The 18,046-nt window shown below is 69.6% G+C and carries 18 protein-coding genes; 9 read left to right on the forward strand and 9 right to left on the reverse strand.

What is annotated here, in order from left to right:
* The 4 genes from egtC to ABZV40_RS27245 all read left to right on the forward strand — a co-directional run bounded on the left by egtC (window position 1) and on the right by ABZV40_RS27245 (window position 5,073).
* Complete coding sequence (gene egtC, locus ABZV40_RS27230; RefSeq protein WP_355447270.1) at window positions 1-726, forward strand: ergothioneine biosynthesis protein EgtC; 726 nt, start codon at window positions 1-3, stop codon at window positions 724-726.
* Complete coding sequence (gene egtD, locus ABZV40_RS27235) at window positions 723-1,694, forward strand: L-histidine N(alpha)-methyltransferase (RefSeq protein ID WP_355447273.1); 972 nt, start codon at window positions 723-725, stop codon at window positions 1,692-1,694. Before egtC ends, egtD begins: the two co-directional genes overlap by 4 nt.
* Window positions 1,695-1,753: 59 nt before the next feature.
* A complete protein-coding gene (locus tag ABZV40_RS27240; RefSeq protein ID WP_355447276.1) occupies window positions 1,754-3,355 on the forward strand; it encodes an alpha/beta hydrolase in 1,602 nt (533 codons plus the stop codon).
* 107 nt (window positions 3,356-3,462) lie between these two features.
* Window positions 3,463-5,073: an alpha/beta hydrolase gene (locus tag ABZV40_RS27245; RefSeq protein ID WP_355447279.1), complete on the forward strand. Its 1,611-nt coding sequence runs from the start codon at window positions 3,463-3,465 to the stop codon at window positions 5,071-5,073.
* On the opposite strand, the gene ABZV40_RS27250 is transcribed toward ABZV40_RS27245, so the two are convergent.
* Both ABZV40_RS27250 and ABZV40_RS27255 read right to left on the reverse strand, forming a co-directional pair.
* On the reverse strand, window positions 5,018-5,986 hold the full coding sequence (locus ABZV40_RS27250) for a hypothetical protein (RefSeq protein ID WP_355447282.1): 969 nt from the start codon (window positions 5,984-5,986) through the stop codon (window positions 5,018-5,020). The two genes, ABZV40_RS27245 and ABZV40_RS27250, sit on opposite strands and share 56 nt — an antisense overlap.
* Window positions 5,983-6,687 (reverse strand): sulfite exporter TauE/SafE family protein, encoded by a 705-nt coding sequence (locus ABZV40_RS27255; RefSeq protein WP_355447285.1) that lies wholly within the window; start codon window positions 6,685-6,687, stop codon window positions 5,983-5,985. The genes ABZV40_RS27250 and ABZV40_RS27255 overlap by 4 nt, the downstream gene beginning before the upstream one ends.
* A gap of 179 nt (window positions 6,688-6,866) precedes the next feature.
* Here ABZV40_RS27255 and ABZV40_RS27260 point away from each other — a divergent pair, with 179 nt between their 5' ends.
* The gene (locus ABZV40_RS27260; RefSeq protein ID WP_355447288.1) at window positions 6,867-8,633 is read left to right on the forward strand and encodes a LamG-like jellyroll fold domain-containing protein; all 1,767 of its coding nucleotides are present in this window, start codon (window positions 6,867-6,869) and stop codon (window positions 8,631-8,633) included.
* Here ABZV40_RS27260 and ABZV40_RS27265 read toward each other — a convergent pair.
* Together ABZV40_RS27265 and ABZV40_RS27270 are read right to left on the reverse strand one after the other, a co-directional pair.
* On the reverse strand, window positions 8,593-9,510 hold the full coding sequence (locus ABZV40_RS27265) for a sigma-70 family RNA polymerase sigma factor (RefSeq protein ID WP_355447291.1): 918 nt from the start codon (window positions 9,508-9,510) through the stop codon (window positions 8,593-8,595). The genes ABZV40_RS27260 and ABZV40_RS27265 overlap by 41 nt on opposite strands.
* Window positions 9,507-10,469: a YafY family protein gene (locus tag ABZV40_RS27270; RefSeq protein WP_355447294.1), complete on the reverse strand. Its 963-nt coding sequence runs from the start codon at window positions 10,467-10,469 to the stop codon at window positions 9,507-9,509. Before ABZV40_RS27270 ends, ABZV40_RS27265 begins: the two co-directional genes overlap by 4 nt.
* 180 nt (window positions 10,470-10,649) lie before the next feature.
* On the opposite strand from ABZV40_RS27270, the gene ABZV40_RS27275 reads away from it, so the two are divergent.
* On the forward strand, window positions 10,650-10,841 hold the full coding sequence (locus tag ABZV40_RS27275; protein ID WP_355447297.1) for a S1 RNA-binding domain-containing protein: 192 nt from the start codon (window positions 10,650-10,652) through the stop codon (window positions 10,839-10,841).
* Between the two features lie 43 nt (window positions 10,842-10,884).
* Here ABZV40_RS27275 and ABZV40_RS27280 read toward each other — a convergent pair whose 3' ends face one another.
* The 3 genes from ABZV40_RS27280 to ABZV40_RS27290 are packed head-to-tail and all read right to left on the reverse strand — an operon-like array spanning window position 10,885 to window position 13,091.
* Complete coding sequence (locus ABZV40_RS27280) at window positions 10,885-11,760, reverse strand: hypothetical protein (RefSeq protein WP_355447299.1); 876 nt, start codon at window positions 11,758-11,760, stop codon at window positions 10,885-10,887.
* Window positions 11,742-12,203 carry a hypothetical protein gene (locus ABZV40_RS27285; protein ID WP_355447302.1) on the reverse strand — a complete coding sequence of 154 codons (462 nt, stop codon included), beginning with the start codon at window positions 12,201-12,203 and terminating at the stop codon, window positions 11,742-11,744. Before ABZV40_RS27285 ends, ABZV40_RS27280 begins: the two co-directional genes overlap by 19 nt.
* Before the next feature lie 15 nt (window positions 12,204-12,218).
* The gene (locus ABZV40_RS27290) at window positions 12,219-13,091 is read right to left on the reverse strand and encodes an alpha/beta hydrolase (protein ID WP_355447305.1); all 873 of its coding nucleotides are present in this window, start codon (window positions 13,089-13,091) and stop codon (window positions 12,219-12,221) included.
* A gap of 50 nt (window positions 13,092-13,141) precedes the next feature.
* Here ABZV40_RS27290 and ABZV40_RS27295 point away from each other — a divergent pair, with 50 nt between their 5' ends.
* Entirely contained in the window at window positions 13,142-14,791 is a 1,650-nt protein-coding gene (locus tag ABZV40_RS27295; protein ID WP_355447308.1) for a BTAD domain-containing putative transcriptional regulator, read from the forward strand.
* Here ABZV40_RS27295 and ABZV40_RS27300 read toward each other — a convergent pair.
* On the reverse strand, window positions 14,786-15,262 hold the full coding sequence (locus tag ABZV40_RS27300; protein ID WP_355447311.1) for a hypothetical protein: 477 nt from the start codon (window positions 15,260-15,262) through the stop codon (window positions 14,786-14,788). The genes ABZV40_RS27295 and ABZV40_RS27300 overlap by 6 nt on opposite strands.
* The gene (locus tag ABZV40_RS27305; RefSeq protein WP_355447314.1) at window positions 15,262-16,695 is read right to left on the reverse strand and encodes a helix-turn-helix transcriptional regulator; all 1,434 of its coding nucleotides are present in this window, start codon (window positions 16,693-16,695) and stop codon (window positions 15,262-15,264) included. Before ABZV40_RS27305 ends, ABZV40_RS27300 begins: the two co-directional genes overlap by 1 nt.
* A gap of 381 nt (window positions 16,696-17,076) precedes the next feature.
* Between ABZV40_RS27305 and ABZV40_RS27310 the strand changes: the two genes are divergently transcribed.
* Together ABZV40_RS27310 and ABZV40_RS27315 are read left to right on the forward strand one after the other, a co-directional pair.
* Window positions 17,077-17,571: a hypothetical protein gene (locus ABZV40_RS27310; protein WP_355447317.1), complete on the forward strand. Its 495-nt coding sequence runs from the start codon at window positions 17,077-17,079 to the stop codon at window positions 17,569-17,571.
* A 9-nt stretch (window positions 17,572-17,580) separates the two neighbouring features.
* Window positions 17,581-17,979 (forward strand): Rieske (2Fe-2S) protein, encoded by a 399-nt coding sequence (locus ABZV40_RS27315; RefSeq protein ID WP_355447320.1) that lies wholly within the window; start codon window positions 17,581-17,583, stop codon window positions 17,977-17,979.
* Window positions 17,980-18,046 lie beyond the last annotated feature (67 nt).

The raw sequence follows: 18,046 nt of genomic DNA on the forward strand, positions 1-18,046 counted from the left end.
ATGTGCCGCCACCTGGCGTACCTCGGCACCGCCGTGCCCTTGGCAGGCTTGCTCTACGACGCACCGCACTCGTTGGAGCACCAGTCGTACGCGCCGCGCGACATGCGGGCCGGTGGAACCGTGAACGTCGACGGCTACGGCGTCGGCTGGTTCCCCGGCCCCGTCCGGTACCGGCGTGCGGGCACGTTGTGGAGCGACGCGAACCTCAGGCAGCTGGCCGGTGCGGAGTCGACGGCGTTCCTGGCCGCGGTCCGCAGCGCCACCGTCGGCATGCCGGTGGCGGACGCGGCGTGCGCTCCGTTCACCGACGGCACGTGGTTGTTCAGCCACAACGGTCGTGTCGACGGCTGGCCGCACACCGTCGCAGAGCTCGCGAAGACGTTGCCGGTGACCGATCTGCTCACGCTGGACGCACCGACCGACTCCGCGCTGCTGTGGGCGGTGCTGAGACGTCGCCTGGAGACCGGGAAGAACCCGGACCAGGCGCTTGTTGAACTCGTGCGAGAGGTGGCGGACGCGGCGCCGAAGTCGCGCCTGAACTTCTTGCTGACCAACGGAAGGGTGCTCGTGGGGACGACGTGGACACACGCCCTGTGGGTGCTCGACAGAGGACAGAGCGTGACGCTCGCGTCCGAACCGCTTGACGACGACCCGGGCTGGCGGGAGATCCCCGACCGGCACGTGGTCACCGCCGTTCCATCCACTGTGGAGGTTCGACCGATATGACCGAGCCGGTGCTGGACGTTCATCTCAAACCGGAGGACGCCGCACACGCGCTTCGTGCCGACGTGCGCGCGGGCCTCACCGCGGACCCGAAGTGGGTGTCGCCGAAGTGGTTCTACGACGCGGTGGGCAGCGCGTTGTTCGAGGACATCACGAGGCTGCCCGAGTACTACCCGACGCGTGCCGAACGCGAGGTGCTGGCCGGGCGCGCCGGTGAGATCGCGGCGACGACCGGGGCGCACTCGTTGGTGGAGCTGGGTTCCGGGTCGTCGGAGAAGACCAGGCTGCTGCTCAGCGCGTTGCGGGAGCACGGCACGCTGCAGGAGTTCGTGCCGCAGGACGTCTCGGTGTCGGCGCTCACCGAGGCCGCGCACGCGATCATGGCGGACTATCCCGGCCTGCGCGTGCACGGCGTGGTCGGCGACTTCACGCAGCACCTGTCGTTGCTGCCGGGCGAGTCGCCGCGCGTGGTGGCGTTCCTGGGCGGCACGATCGGCAACCTCATCCCGGAGGAGCGGGAGAAGTTCCTGCGCACGGTCCGCGACGTGCTGCAGCCGGGGGAGTGGCTGCTGCTCGGCACGGACCTGGTCAAGGACCCGGAAACCCTGGTGCGGGCGTACGACGACGCGCAGGGCGTTACCGCCGAGTTCAACCGAAATGTGCTGAACGTGCTGAACCGCGAAGTCGGTGGCGATTTCGACGTGGACGCGTTCGAGCACGTGGCGTTGTGGAACGCCGAGCAGGAGTGGATCGAGATGCGGTTGCGGGCCAGGCGGGACATGCGGGTGACGCTCGCGGACCTCGGGCTCACCGTCGAGTTCGCCGCGGGCGAGGAACTGCGCACCGAGGTGTCGGCCAAGTTCCGCGAGGACGGCGTGCGGCAGGAGCTGGAAGACGCGGGGTTCGCCCTGCACCGGTGGTGGACCGACTCCCAGGGGCGGTTCGCCGTCTCACTTGCTCAGGCGAGTTAGTTTCACAACCCTCCGAACGACGGGTACAACCGGCGAACTGTCGGTGGTGGGCTGTGGCGATGACGTCAACTCCCGCATTCACGCGTGCCGCGCGCGTGGCGCTGGCCGGAGCCCTCGCGCTCGGCACCGTCATCTCGGGCTCGGGTGCTGCCCAGGCGCAGCCCCAGTCCACCACCGTCAGACCCGCCGCGTGGGGGCCGTGCGCGGCCGACGTGCTCGCGGAGATTCCCGCGGCCCAGCGCGACAAGGTCAGCTGTGCTGTCCAGGAGGTGCCCGTCGACCACTCGCGCCCGCGCGGTGGCACGACGGGCATCATCATGATGAAGCGCCCGGCGGGTGATCCGGCGAAGAAGATCGGCTCGCTGTTCATCAACCCCGGTGGCCCCGGTGGCGCCGGCCTGATCTACAGCGCGTACGGCTCCAGCTTCTTCACCCCGGAGGTGCTGGAGAAGTTCGACCTCATCGGCTTCGACCCGCGTGGTGTCGGCCGCAGCGCGCCGTTGCGCTGCTTCCGCACCCAGGAGGAGGCCGACGCGGTCAACGACGGCTGGTACTCGTTGCCGATCACCGAGGACGAGATCGCGAGCTCGATCCGGCAGTCCAAGGCCTACACGGACTACTGCGGGATCAACGCCGGTCCGCTGCTGAACTTCATGTCGACCGAGGCCGTCGCCCGTGACCTCGACATCATGCGCGAGGCCGTCGGCGACAAGCAGCTCAACTACGTCGGGTTCTCGTACGGCACGCTGCTCGGCGCCACCTACGCCAACATCTTCCCGCAGCGGTCACGCGCGCTGGTCCTCGACGGCAACGTCGACCCCTTCCTGCGTCTCACCAACGGGACCGAGTACGACCGCGAGCGCGCCCGGGGCTTCGAGATCTCGCTCGACGCGATGCTGAAGCGCTGCGACGCGGTCGGTGTGGCGAAGTGCGCCTTCGCCGGTGGCGCCCGCAAGAAGTTCGACGACCTCCGCGAGTCGCTGCGCAAGGCCCCGACGACGTTGCCGGACGGCACGAAGGTCACGCTGACCGACGTGGTCAGCAGGACGTCCAGCAACCTGTACAGCCCGTCGACGTTCAAGGCCCTCACCGCGTGGCTGCAGTCGATCCACGCGGCCCAGCACCCCGGCGCCCTCAGCGTCCAGTCCGTTGTGGACGCTCCGAAGCCGGTCGGCAACAACGGTGGCAAGGCGGACGTGCGAGCGCTGCCGGACACCCCGTACACCGCGGACGACTCGTACTACGCGGTGAACTGCACCGACAAACCGTTCCCGCGGACGACCCGCGACTGGGCGGGCACGGCGGCCAGGTGGGAGAAGGAGTCGCCGACGTTCGGCCGCTACCAGGCCGCCTCGGACCTGCTGACCTGCGCGACGTGGCCGACGCGTCACCCGGACCGCTGGATCGGTCCGTGGAACCGCAGGACGCCGAACCCGGTCGTGGTGGTGGGCAACTACTACGACCCGGCGACGCAGTACGCGTTCGCGCAGCGCATGGCCAAGGAACTGGGCAACGCGCGGCTGATCAGCGTTGACGCGTTCGGTCACTGCATCCTCGGCGACTCGGCCGGGGCCGACGCCGCGGTGACGAGGTACCTGGTCGACCTCACCGCGCCCGTGCACGGCGCGGTGTTCCAGCCGAACGCGCAGCCGTTCGCCTGATTTGGGTGAAACGCGGTGGCGGCGCTGGGAAAGTGCCGCCACCGCGGACACAACCCTCCGAACGACGGGTACAAACGGTGCACCGTCAGTGATGGGGTGCATCCGTGATGTCATCCCTTGCCTCCGCCCGCCTCGCACTCGCGTCCGCGCTCGTGCTCGGCACCCTCGTTTCCGGTCTGGGCACAGCGAGTGCCCAGGCCGAGGCCGCCGCCGTCAGACCCGCTGCCTGGGGGCAGTGCGCGGCCGACGTGCTCGCCTCCCTGCCCACCTCGGTCACGCCGGAGGAGCGGGCCAGGCTCACCTGCGCCGTGCAGGAGGTGCCCGTCGACCACTCGCGTCCGCGCGGGGAGAAGACCGGCATCGCCATGATGAAGCGGCCCGCGAACGACCCGGCGCACAAGATCGGTTCGATCTTCCTCAACCCCGGCGGCCCCGGTGGTTCCGGCCTGATCCGCGGCGCCGTCTCGAAGAACTACTTCCAGCCGCAGGTGCTCGACCGGTTCGACGTCATCGGCTTCGACCCGCGCGGTGTCGCGCGCAGCGCCCCGTTGCGCTGCTTCCGCACCAAGGAGGAGGCCGACGCGGTCAACGAGGGCTGGTACGCCCTGCCCAGGACCACGGAGGAGATCACCAGCTCGATCCGGCAGTCGAAGGCCTACACGGACTACTGCAAGATCAACGCCGGTCCGCTGCTGAACTTCATGTCGACCGAGGCCGTCGCGCGCGACCTCGACATCATGCGCGAGGCCGTCGGCGACAAGCAGCTCAACTTCGTCGGCTTCTCCTACGGCACGCTGATCGGCTCGACGTACGCGAACATCTTCCCGCAGAAGTCGCGGGCGATCGTGATCGACGGCAACGTCGACCCGCAGCTGCGCCTGAACAACGGCACCGAGTACGACCGCGAACGCGCCCAGGGCTTCGAGATCTCACTCGACGCGATGCTCAGGCGCTGTGACACCGCCGGTGTCGCCAAGTGCGCCTTCGCCGGCAACGCCCGGCAGAAGTTCGAGGCCATGAAGGTCGCGCTGGCCAAGGGCCCGGCCACGCTGCCGGACGGCTCGAAGGTCTCGCTCGCCGACATGATCGGCCGCGTCTCCGGTGACCTGTACTCGGTGCCGCGCTTCGCGGCCCTGGTGGCGTGGCTGCAGAGCATCCACAACGCCCTCAACCCGTCCGCCGCGACGACCTTCTCGGTTCAGTCCGTTGTGGACCTCCCGGCACCGCTGAACAACGGCGGCGGCCGCATGGACGTCGACCCGCTGCCCGAGACCCCGTACACCGCCGACGACTCGTACTACGCGGTGAACTGCACCGACAAGCCGTTCGCCCGCACGAACCGCTTCTGGGCGCAGACGGCCGCCAAGTGGGAGAAGGAGTCGCCGACGTTCGGCCGCTACCAGGCCGCCTCGGACCTGCTGACGTGCCCGACCTGGCCGACGCACAACCCGGACCGCTGGATCGGCCCGTGGCACCGCAAGACCCCGAACCCCGTCGTCGTGGTGGGCAACTACTACGACCCGGCCACGCAGTACCGGTTCGCGCAGCGCATGGCCAAGGAGCTCGGCAACGCACGGCTGATCAGCGTCGACTCGTTCGGCCACTGCATCCTGGGCCGCTCGGCCGCCACCGACGCGGCGGTGGCGAAGTACCTGGTGGACCTCATTCCGCCGGCTGAGGGCTCGGTGTTCCAGCCGAACGTCCAGCCGTTCGCCTGATCGACAGCGCGGTGGCGACCAGGATCAGGACCGCCGGGCTCAGCCGGCTCGACTGAACGGGCACCTGATCCTGGGACAGCCACTGCATGCCCGTCTTCGCCGGCGTGGGTGGCGCGGTGAACCAGGCCACGCCGACGACCGCGGTGGCGACGGCGAGCCCGAACCAGGCGCGCCGCCTGACCAGTGAGGCGGCCAGCAGCACTCCCGCACTGAGGAACGGCGTCAGCGAGACCGAGGCCAGCGCCACCAGCGCCACGGCACCGTTGACGCCGTCCTTCTCGACCAGTGCCCAGATCCCGAGTCCGAGCGTGGCCGCGATGGCGACGATCGTGACCATCAACGTCCACGGTCCCTGCGGGTGCACCAGCGCGAGCGCCATGATCCCGACACCGGCCAGGTAGCGGATGTCCCTGCGCGGTCCCGCAGCCGCCGCCGCGGCAGCGAACAGCACGATCGGGGCGTCGAACGGCAGCAGCACCACCGCGAGGCCGTACCCCGCGCCCGCGACGGCCGTGCGCCAGCTGCGGCGCCGGATCGCCCAGCCCAGCACGCCTGCGACGACCAGCCAGGCCGGGACGATCGGCAGTTCCAGGAAGAACTTGGTGACACCAGGGGAGTAGAACGGCTCCGCCGGGTCGTACCAGTCAGGCTGAGTGCCGCTGCAGATTGCGCTGCCGTTGAGACAGACGGCGTCTATGTGCTGGAAGTCGACTATGAGGAACACCCAGCGCACCAAGTGCGCGGCGAGCCCGGCGATCAGGAGCGCGACCCAGGCCGGACGAGGTGCCACGACGACCAGCAGCACCGCGATCACCAGCGCGGCGAACTGCAGCGGTGGCAGCCAGTGCATCTGGTCGTTGATCAGGGCGAGTGCGGCGAGCACCGCCCCGAAGACGATCTTCCCCCAGTTCACAGCAGTGCACTCCTCACGATCAGCACGACGGCGCTCGCCCCGGCCACGACCAGCATGGGCGTCCGGATGCCGCCCGCGTCGACCTTCCGGCGCAACGGCCCCGAAAGCAGGAAGCCCGCCACCAGGAACGGGATCAGCGCGAGCCCCGTCCACAGCTGGTGCGCGGTGACGTGCCCGGCCGCGACCAGTCCGAGCACCGAAACCCCCGAGCCGAGCACGAAGAACGCCGCCAGCGTGGCCCTGACCTGCGGGCCCGTCTGGTTCTGGTAGAGCAGCGCGACCATCGGGCCGCCCACCGACGTCGCCGTGCCGAACGACCCGCTCGCGAACCCGGCCGTCACCAGCGATCTCGGCCGGGGCTGCGGGCGCCACGCGGTGATCGACAGCAGCACGCACCCCAGCACCGAGCCGCCGACCACGAGCCCGAAGCCCTTGGGGTCCAGCGCGTCGACGATCCAGATGCCGACCGCGGTGCCGGGAAGGCGGCCGAGCATCGCCCAGCCGACGCCGCGCCAGTCGACGTGGCCGAACTCGCGGGCGAGCGACATCGAGGCGTGTGCGGTGGCGACCATCAGCACCGGGACCGGCAGCAGCGTCGGGTCGAGCAGTGCGATCAACGGCACCGCGATCAACGCCAGCCCGAACCCGATCAACCCCTGCAACAACCCACCGAGCGCCACCACCAGCCCGGCAACCGCCATCCCCCAATACATAGTTAGCCATGCTATCGAGTACGCGGGGAGCTTTCGTACTCTCCTGGAGTACGCGGGGGCCCCGCGTGCGCTCCAAGCGAACGAAAGCTCCCCGCGTGCGCTTTGCACGGCGCAGGGTTCGTTCGGTGTTCGCCTGGTGTTGGTAAAGCTTGCTTACGCTCCGCGCCATGACTGCGTCCCGCCGTTCTTTTCTGCTCGGCACCGGTGCGACCGCCGCCGCTGCTGCCCTGGTCAGGCCCGGTTCCGCCAGCGCTGACATCGTTGTCGGGGGAGGGCGGCCGGATCCCGAGGCACGGCGGTTCACGCTCGCCGTGATCCCGGACACGCAGTACATGTTCGACCTCGACCGCGGCGACTCCGCGCCGATGAAGGCGACGCTGCAGTACCTGATCGACCACCAGCGGTCCGAGAACATCGTCTTCATCAGCCACCTCGGCGACCTCGTCGAGAACGGGCAGACCAGCGAGATCGACGACATCAGCGCGCGGTTCGAGGTGCTCGACCGGCGCCGGGTCGGCTACAGCGTGCTCGCGGGCAACCACGACCTGCCGGACTCGCGCACCGACGACCAGCGCGGCCGCACGCCGTACCTCGACAAGTTCGGGCCGCAGCGGTTCCGGCACTCGCCGACGTTCCGCGGTGCGAGCGCGGACGGCTACAACTCGTTCCACGTCTTCCGGGCCGCGGGCAAGGAGTGGCTGGTCCTGGCGCTGGACTGGCGCATGTCCGCCAAGGGGTTCGTATGGGCGCGCGACGTGCTGAAGCAGCACCCGAAGCTGCCGGTCATCCTCACCACGCACGAGTTCGTCTACGACGGCGGTGAGGGCAACGCGACGATGTCCGACTACGGCCGCAAGCTGTGGGACGAGCTGATCAAGGACAACGACCAGATCTTCCTGACAATGAACGGGCACTTCTGGCCGCCGGCGCGGGCGACGATGCGCAACGCCGCCGGCAACGACGTGCACGTGCACATCACGAACTACCAGGACCGCTACTACGGCGGCGGCGCGATGATCCGGCTGTACCACTTCGACCTGGACCGCAAGACGATCGACGTGCGGACGCTGTCGCCGTGGCTGCTCGGCAAGAGGACGCTCAACCCGTTGGAGCGCAAGGAGATCGAGCTGACCGGACCGGCGGACCGGTTCAGCGTGCCGATCGACTTCGAGCAGCGGTTCGCCCGGTTCGACCCGCCGGTGCTGCCTCCCGTCCAGCCCGCGCGCGAGGTCGTGATCCCCGGAACGGTCGCGTACTGGCGGCTCGGCGAGGGTCTGAAGGACCTGTCGGGCAACGGGAACGACCTCAGGCAGACCGGCACGCTGACCGCCGGGGACGACCACCACCGCTTCGCGCCGTCACACCGCTCGCTCCACTTCGGCAAGAACGGCTATCTGACCACCGTGGACGGTGCGCCGATCAACGGGATGTCGTTCGAGCGCGGCTACACGATCGAGCTGTTCCTCAAGCTGCCCAAGGACTTCGACCACCCGTGGTGCGGCCTGTTCACCAAGCTCGCGCCCGGATCGGCGGCGGGCAAGACCGGCGACGACCCGAGCGAGCCGATCGCCACGCTGAACCTCGCGGGCGGTGGCTCGCTGCAGTGGGCGGTGTTCCCGCGCAACCAGTCCGGGCTGTCCACCAACTGGGGCCACGAGATGGCCTACGAGACGTGGTGGCACGTCGCCGTGGTCAACGACGGCGTGCACACCACGTTGTACGTCGACGGCTCCCGCCTGCTGCGCAACCCGTCCACCCCGGCGCGCGGCATCTCGACGGCCGGTGACCCGTGGCTGGTCGGCGCCTACGCGTACAACAAGAACGTGGAGAAGTCGTTGTACGGCTGGATCGGCGACCTGCGGGTGGTGAACCGGCCGCTCGGCACCCGTGAGTTCATGCGGTCGAAGGGAGCCCGAACTTCGGGAACAGACTGAGGTCGAAGAACGACGAGACGTGCGTGATCCGGTCGTCGCGGACCTCCAGCACCTGGAGGTTGAACGGCCGGAACACGCCGTCTTCTTCTCTCAGATACAGCCCGTACGCGGCTTGTCCGTTCGCTTCCACGGCGATCATGCGCGCGCCGTGCGGGACGGCCGGGCACTGGTTCGTGAGGTGCCACGCGACCATCTCCGGTCCGCGGTACCACTGCGGGTACGGCGGCATCTCCCAGACGACGTCCTCGGTGAACATGCCGATGATCGCCGGGATGTCCTTGGCCTCGAACGCCTTGACCCACCTGTCGAGCAGCGGTTTGGCGTCCGCGGGCTCGGTGACCTGGTCCTCGCTGAGGTCCTTGAGCTGCGCGTGCGCTCGTTGCAGGGCGCTGTTGACCGCCGCGACGGTCATGTCGAGCTGGTCGGCGGTCTCGGCGGCGGTCAGCTTGAGGACGTCGCGCAGGATCAGCACCGCGCGCTGGCGTGGCGGCAGGTGCTGCAGTGCCGCGACGAACGCGAGCCGGGTGGACTCGCGTTCGGTGACGATCGCGGCCGGGTCGGTCGGGAACGGCTCCAGCCACGGGACCTCGTGGTCCTGGGTGAGCGGGTCCTCCTGCGTCGAACTGGTGGACAGGCCGAACGGCAGCGGCCTGCGCGTGCGGGTGTCGAGCGCGGTGAGGCAGACGTTCGTGGCGATGCGGTACAGCCAGGTGCGCACCGACGAACGGCCCTCGAACCGGTCGTACGCCTTCCACGCGCGCAGGTACGTCTCCTGCACCAGGTCCTCGGCGTCGTGCAGTGAGCCGAGCATCCGGTAGCAGTGCGCGAGCAGTTCCCTCCGGAACGGGTCCGCCGCGGTCTCGAAGTCCACTGTCACCCTTGCACTCTAACGGCGTTCTGCAGCCGTCCGATGATGTTGTGCAGATGGTCGCGGAGCTCCGGCGGTTCGTGCACGTCGAACTCGAAGCCGAGGAACATCAGGTGGAACACGATCCGGTCGAGCGCGTCTGCGCCGGTGCGCATGAGGCAGGAGCTGTCGTCGATCGGTTCCAGCGACGCCGACACGGGCGTGGTGCGTTCCGCGACCGCCCGCAGAGGTGCGTGGATCGTCAGCACCGCCTGGTAGGTGTACACGTTCGACGAGACCTGCCGTGACACGAACTCGCCCAGGGACTCCGCCGGTGGCTCGCGCGGCGTGAAGCGGGCGGCGAGGGTGGGCTCGGCCGGGATGCGGTCGACGCGGAACGTGCGCCAGTCCTCTTTGGACACGTCCCAGGCGACGAGGTACCAGCGGCGGCCGGTGTGCACGAGGCCCTGCGGTTCGACGAGCCGTTTCGCCGGCTCGCCCTGCAGCGGCGCGTAGGTGAACCGCAGCTGCTGGTGGTCGCGGCAGGCCGCGGCGATGATCGTGAGCGTCTCCGGGTCGACCGTCGGGCCCTCGTTGTGCAGGGCAGTGGTGTGGGCCTGCAGCGCCTGCACACGTCGTCTGAGGCGGCTCGGCAGGATCTGTTCGAGCTTCGTGAGCGCGCGGACCGACGTCTCCTCGATGCCCGCGATCGTGCCGTTGGCCGCAGTTCTGAGACCTACCGCCACGGCAACGGCTTCGTCGTCGTCGAGCAGCAACGGCGGCAGCTCCGCGCCGGCACCGAGCTGGTAGCCGCCGGTCGCACCGGGCAGCGACGTGACGGGGTAGCCGAGGCTGCGGAGCTTGTCGACGTCACGGCGAATCGTGCGGACGTCGACGCTCAGCCGCTCGGCCAGCTCGGGGCCCGTCCAGTCGCGCCGCACCTGCAGCAGGGACAGGAGCTTCAGCAGCCGTGCGGACGTCTCCAGCATGTGACGAAGTCTAGGTTCCATTGCGGACAACGGCCTCTGCTGGCTAAGGTTGACGACATGACTGCCGGGTCGGCCTTGTGCCGTGAGCGGAACGGTTGCCCGGCCCTGACTTGATCAGGGCCCCTCCGGATCCCGCGCTTCTCAGGTTGGAGATGCGCGTGGGAGAGGAGGTGATGCGCAATGCTTCCCAACGTTGGTGATGTCTTTTCCGGGAAGGTCGTCTCGACCGTCCCGTTCGGTTCGTTCATCGAGCACCCCGCCGGTGCACACGGGCTGCTGCACGGTCAGCAGGCCGAGGTCGGCTCGACCGTGCAGGTGAAGGTCCTCATGGTGGACGCCGACAAGCAGCGGTTCAGCCTTGAGCTGGCCTAGAGCATGAGTTTCACCGGACAGAGGCGCCCTGTCCGGTGACATCTCACGCCTTCCGGTACTCCGCGCACTCCACGATCAGCCGGTCGTGGAGGTCTCTGCGATGCCCTTGTTCCTGCGGTGCCCGGCCGAGCGCGTTCGCCGGGCTCGTCACGTCGTGCAGCAGCCGGTACAACACGACATCCGTTGCGGTGTAAAGCCAATCGTCCGCCTTGCCGGGCGGTGCGGCCGGTCCGAGCATGTTCTCGAACCACGCCGGGAAGAGCAGGTCGCGCGCGACCGCGTCCTCGATGCGGGCGCGGATCAGCTCGCGTGCCCGGCCGACGGCCTCGTTGCCCGCCGACTTGGCGGCGGAGTCGCCGGCGTGCTCGTTCTCGTCCGGTGCCTCGGGCCGTTCCATGCTCCTGATCACGCGCCACTGCCGGTACTTCTTGCGCCACAACGCTTCCGCGTTCGGCGGCAACGTGGTGAGCGCTTCGGCGGCGTCGATCGCGGCCAGCGCGGCCCGGTCGTACTCGGCGACGGCCTTGCGGGTGTCCTTGGCCTCCTGCGGCGTGAACGTCTTGCGCGCGTAGGCTTCCTGGCCCGCGAGGATCCGGGCGAGCAGCGACTTCTCGATCTCCGGCCAGGTGTCGAAGTCGGCCTTCTGCGTCTCGCTCGCCCGCACCTTCCGGTTGAGCGCCACCAGCAGCCGTTCGAGCCGGTGCACGCTCTCGGCGAGCTCGGTGAGCCTGTCGTTGGTCTTGGCGATCTTGCGCGTCGTGTCGCGGATCTGGTTCGTGGTGCTCAGTTGTTGTTGAGCGGCATCGGTTTGCGCGTTGTCGACGCGCTCGCCGAGCGACCTGAGGTCTTTCTTGAGGCGCTCGACCTTGTCGTCCAGCGCCTTGACCGGATCGATGTTCATCACAGCAACGTCCTCCACGCCCACCACGCGACGCCCGCCAGCACGGCCAGCGCTGCCCAGCCGTTCGCCAATGGTGTCAGCAGGACGGCGAGCAGTGCCGCCGCGATGGCCGCCGTCCTGGCGCGCGGCTCCCAGATCCGGCGGCCGACGGGATCGACGAGGACGGCCGCCGCCACGGCGACCGCGAGCAGCACGGACAGCAGCGACCAGCCGTCGAACCAGCCGATGACGACGACGAGGGCCGCGACGGCGGTGCCCGCCGCGATCGCCCGGTTCGGGGCGGTCAGGCGGGCCGCCTCGACGTCGCGGCGGGCGCGCATGACGGCCTCGACCTCTTTGTCGGTCTCGGCCAACAGCGCGGCGAAGTCAGGGCTACCGGGTCCCGCCGCCTGCAGTGCTCGTAGTGCTGTTCGCAGTGCGTGCTGGCGGTCGGCCAAGCGGGCGAACGGTTCGGCTGCCATGCCCCGAAATCGTGATCAACGAGCCCTCTCCGCCGCCAGACCGGTGGGCGGAGTTGGTCCGGTTGCCGACGAACTTCCCTCAACCGGAGCAACGAGGTCACGAATCAGTCGCACAACGTCGTCCGGTGCCTCTTCGGCCACGAAGTGACCGGCCGTGGTGGTCGTGAAGCGCAGGTCGGTGGCCCACTTGCGCCAGAGCTCGGTGGGGTCGAAGCCGAGCTGACCACCCCAGTCCTGCTGCAGGACGGCGACGGGCATGGTGAGCTTGCGGCCGTTGTCGAGGTCCTCGCGGTCGTGGTCGACGTCGATCGTCGCCAGGGCGCGGAAGTCCTCGATGATCGACGGAATCGAGTCCCGTGCGGCCTTGAGGTACTCGGCCCGGACGTCTTCCGGGAACGGGCTCTTGGCCCAGAGGTCGAGGAAGTGGCCGAAGAACGCGTCGGAGCTGTTGGTGACGAGCTGCTCAGGCAGGTCGGTCGGCTGGGCCAGGAGGTAGAGGTGGAAGGCCACCGCGGCTTCGCGGCCGTGCAGGACGTTCCAGGTGTCGAAGGCCGGGACGCTGTCGAGCAGGCCGAGGTGGCTCACCCGGTCCGGGTGGTCGAGGGCGGCGCGGAAGGCCACGTGCACACCCCTGTCATGGCCGACCAGTGCGAACGTGCCGAGGTTCAGCTCGTCGGCCAGGTCGATCACGTCCTGGGCCATCGTGCGCTTGTCGTAGCCGGTGCGCGGCTTGCCGCTGGCGCCGTAGCCGCGCAGGTCGGGGCAGATGACCGTGTGGTGCTCGGCGAGCTTCGGCGCGACGTGGCGCCACATCAGGTGGGTCTGCGGGAAGCCGTGCAGCAGGATGACCGGGGAGCCTTCGCCGGTGACGACGGTGTGGAGCTTCATGCCGCCCAGCATCGGGCAGCCCGATCAGCAGGCGATTAGCATCCACGTCCGTGCAGATCAGGGTGCTTGGACCGGTCACGGTCGTCGGCACCGATGGGCGTGAAGTCGCCGTGGGCAGCAAACGTCGTCGTGAGTTGCTCGGTCGTCTCGTGGCCGCCGGCGGGCGTGTGGTCCCGCTTGACGTGCTGATCGACGACCTCTGGGAAGACCCGCCGGCAAATGCCGTTGGTGCGGTGCGGACGTTCGTGTCGGAGCTGCGTGCCGCGTTGGGGTCTGCCGCTATCGCGACGGTTGGTCGTGGGTATGCGCTGAAGGTCCCCGACGTGGACGTGTGGCGGTTCGAGGAGTCGCCTTCGTCGGTCAGCTGGGGTGAGCCCTACGCCGATCTCGATCCGTCGCCGTGGGTGCTGCAGGAGCGCGCTCGGTTGTTGGAGCTGCGTGCGCGCGCTCTGCTCGATGAAGGCCGTGGAGCGTCTCTGATCGGGGAGCTTTCGTCGTTCGCCCAGTCGCACCCGTGGCGGGAGAAGGCGCAGGTGCTGCTGGCGCACGCGCTCTTCCAGGACGGGCGCCAGGTCGAGGCGTTGACCGTGCTGCGCGAGGCCAGGGCTCGGCTGGTGGACCGGTTCGGGCTGGACGCCCTGCCGGATCTCGACCGGGCCGAGGCGGACATCCTTCGCCATGCCGTGGCACGGGGTGGTGGCTCGTACGCGCGGTTGCGGTCCGCGAGTGTGGTCGCTGGAGAGGCAGCGCTGACGGGCGGTCTGGCGCTGGCTCAGGCCCAGCGGTTCGCCGCGGTCGCCGAGGCCGAACGGCTGGGCAACCCGCTGCTGACCGCACGCGTCCTGACCGCCTACGACGTGCCGGCGAACTGGACCGTGAGCGACGACCCCGCTCAGTCCGCGGCCTTGGTCTCGACGGCCCGGCGCACGGTGCGACTCCTCCCAGAGGACGCTCCGATCGCGTTGCGAGCGCGGCTGCTCGCCACGATCGCGCTGGAGCACCGCGGGACGCGCGACCGGTGGGCTGAGGAGGCGGCCTTCGAGGCCGAGCAGCTCGCCCGCGAGCTCGGCGATCCGGCCGTGCTCGCGGTGGCGTTGAACGCGCGGTTCGTGCAGTCGTTCCAGCAGCCCGGCCGGTCCTCGGAACGAGCGCGGATCGCCGCTGAGCTGATCGAGGTGTCCGCCCGGCACGACCTCCCCGCCTACGAGATCCTCGGCCATCTCGTAGGGATGCAGGCCTGGTCCGCGCTGGGGGACTTCGCCGCGGCCGCACGTCATGCGGACGCGGTCGAACAGCTCGCCGAGACCCACGAGTCGCCGTTGGCCCGCGTGTTCACGGCGGGGTTCCGCTTGATGCTCGCGCCGGATGAGGCCGGTTACCGCGCGCTGGACCTCTCGGCCATGCCGGGGGTGGCGGCCGGGTTCCTGCCGCTGGCCCTGATGTCGACGGGACTCCCGCCCGACCCGACGCTCGACTGGGGCCCGTACCGGCCGTGGGCCGACGCGCTGGTCATGGCGGACCGGGAGGTGCCGACGCCGCGCGCGGACCACTACTACGAGGTGCTGTGGTGGATCACCGCACGGATCGCGGAACAGCGCGGCGACGAGGTGCTCGCCGAGACCGCGCGGCAGGCGCTCGAACCGGCCCGCGGCGAGATCGTGGGCGGCACCACGGCGATGCTCTCGTTCGGCCGGCTATGACCTGCGGCGCGCCTCCGGCGGCCACACCACGTGGATCGGCACGCCCGAGGCCCGTGCCTGCTCCACCACGTCCGCGGTCCCGCCCTTGCCCTGCGCCGGCACCCCGTCCCAGACCGCCACGAGCATCTCGACCGACGCGAGCATGCGTTCGTTGGCGGCCACGTAGGCGAGCCGTCCCGACGACATGTGCGGCAGCACGCTGACGACCGTGGCGGCCGCCCGCAGCTCGTCGTACTCGGCGAGCTGGTGCGGCTTGAGCTTGTCCCGGTAGTCCAGCGCGGGCAGCACGACCTCGACCTCGCCGCCGAGCTCGAGCACGGCCCGCGCGAACACCTGGTCGGCGCCCGGCGCGAGGCACGTCACGCCGACCAGCGGCCGTCCTAACTCCGCCAGCACCTCGGCGATCGCGGCCTGCACGGCCGGGATGCACTCAGGCACCAGGTTGGTGTGTCCGGTGACCCCGATCCGCATCAAGCCGTCCGGATCGCTCTGATCGCGTCGCGGGTCTCCTGAACGGCGCGGATGTGGCGGTGCCGTGCCGCCTCCTTGGCGAAGTCCTCCAGCTTGCGCAGCACGCGCCCCGAGGAGAGCTTCGCCGCCGTGGGCAGAACCTCGTTGATCAACCCGCACGCCGCCTCCGGGTCTCCCGCGACCATCTTGGTGCGCGCCAGTCCGATCACGTCGAACGCGCGGTTGCGCACCTTCGACGGGTCCCGCAGCTCCAGTGCCCGCCGGATGTGCTGCTCGGCGTACACGGCCTGGGCCGGGTCGTGCCTGGCGAGGTCGCGGCACCGCGCCCCGATCACGCCCTCCAGCTCGGCCTCGTCGAAGCTGTGCAGGTAACGCGGCTCGGTGTCCGCGTCCCGCTGCGAGAAGCTGTCCTGTGCCATGCCCACGACCTGGTGGAACTCGCGAACCTTGCCCATCTGCGCGTACGCCCACGCCTCACGCGTGAGCAGCAGCGCCTTGAGCGTCGGCGTGCCGGTGCGGCGGGTGCCGTACTGGCCGAGCTGCACGAGCTCCAGCCCGTCCTCCGGCCTGCCGAGGTCGAACATCTGCCGTGCCATCGCGGCGAGGCACAGCGCCGCGAAGCCGTCGTTGTGGCCCGCCTTCGCCATCCGGACGGCCAGCACGTAGTAGCGCTGGGCCGCGTTGTGCAGCCCCGCGTCGAACGACATGCTCGCCGCCACCTTGGACAGCTCGGCGCCGATGAAGAACGCGCGTTCCGTCGTCGGGCCCGCAGGCGCGCGCTGCAGCCGTTCGGCCAGCTCGTCGAGCTGACCCAGCACGGCCTTGCGCGCCAGTCCGTACCCGCCCCGGCCGCCCCAGCCGCGCAGCCCGTCCGCGACGCGCTGCAGGGCCAGCAGCTCCTCTTCGCTGATCGCCGCGTGCGACGACCACTTCGACAGGTTCTGCAGGGGGTGCAACCACCGCTGCAGCGGCTCGACCAGTGCGGATCCCACCGTCACCGCGGCAGCTCCGGTGAGTGCCGCTCGTCTGCTGATCGCCAAGTCGCTCCTCGCCGTCTCCTCGACCGAACGGGCAATGCTCGTCGCCTCCCAGGGGGCGGCGAGCACATCTGGCGGCCCCGTTTCGGGGGAGCCCACCTGAGCTGGGATGGCGACTCGGTCGAACCACAGTCGTTCGCCCGGTACACCGAGCACGAGCGCGAAGTGGCGCAGCCGGTCGAGCCGGTCGATCTGGTTCTCGCCCGACTCGTAACGCGAGAGCTGCGCCTGGCTGATGCCGAGCCAGCCCGCCATGCGGTCCTGGCTGATCCGGCTGAGGTGCCGCGGGTGGTGCCGGTAGGCGGAGATGAGCGCACCCATGTCGCGATCCGCGCAGGCCGCGGTGATCGCGGGGTGGTCCCAGAAGTCATCCGGGACGGCAGGGGGTCCGTGCACGTCGGAACGAGCGTTGCGGCGGCACCGGTGACACAGCCGGTCGGTGTTGTCTGCGGCGATGAACGCTCCACACGGGCAAGCGCGCCTGGAACTGGGTCTCGCTGTGTCCATCGGCATCGCCCCCGTCACTGAGCGTTTTCCCAGTGTACGGAGACGTGATCGTCAGTCCATCCATCTCATGCATAAGACGTAATGGATTCGCGTGTCGCAGTCCCGGTGCCTCCGTGCGGCGGATGAGCTTCATACGTCCGCTGCATGAAGCTCATGCAGCGGCCGAGTGGTGTTGGCGTGGAGCGCGACGCACCCTGCACATCGCAGGTCGCGGGCCGATCCCCGTGGCCCTGCCAGTGCCTGACCCACCACCGGGGAGGACGACCGCCGATGAGCATCACGACCGCGGAGACCGGCACAGGAAGTGCCGGAATCCCACAGAACAGGGGACACGATCGGGCGATCGGTGAGGCCGTGGCCGGCTACCGGTTGCTCGGTTGGCAGGTGAGCGTCACCGAGCAGGGTGTGTTCCTACCCCTGGGCCCCGCCACGACAGCCCTGGCGATGCCGGCGCGGATCGGGTCGCGAGTCCTGGCCGATCTGAAGTCGCGCATGCTCGCGGGTCCCGTGACCGTCATCCCCGGTCCCCGCGAGCACTGGATCTTCCTGGCCGAGCTGGTGGCGTTGCTTCCGACGCACCTCAAGGCGCCGCCGGAGGTCCAGTTCGTGCGATCCCCGCACCGGATCGCGCTGCCGCCCACGATGACCAGGTACGGATCGCTGCGGTGGGCCAACCCGCCGTCGCACTCGCGGCACTGGTTCCCGCCGTTCACCGCCGTGCTGGCGCTGGCCCGGACGGCCGCCGCGGAGGACCAGCGCCGATAATCGGTGCTCGTGGATCGACGTTCAGCGTTGTTGTTGTGCGGGCTCGCTGCTTTGAGCGCCTGTGGCGAGCCTGCTCCTCGCAAGACGGGCGGTGTCGGGACCGCCCGGCCGGGGGACCGCGTGGCTTCCGCCGCGTCCGTGCCGGTGGGCAGTGGCGTGCTGGTGGACATGCCCGGCAACGCCCAGCTGCTGGTGGTGCAGCCTCGATCGGGTGAGTTCCGCGCGTTCAACCCCTCCTGCCCCCACGTGGGCTCGCTGGTCAACCCTCCCGCGGGTGGTGTCATCACCTGCCCGCTGCACGGGAGCGCTTTCGACCCCTCGACGGGTGCCGTCCGCAAAGGACCTGCGACTTCCGGACTGACCGAGGTCGCCATCGCCCTTTCAGGTGAAGATCTGGTGTTGTCCTGAGACCTGTGAGGTTCCTGTGCATTGGGCCTCGCGCTGAACTCCCGCTGACCGCTTCGCGTAATGCTGT

It is taken from the genome of Lentzea sp. NPDC004782, assembly GCF_040609115.1.
GTDB lineage: Bacteria > Actinomycetota > Actinomycetes > Mycobacteriales > Pseudonocardiaceae > Lentzea.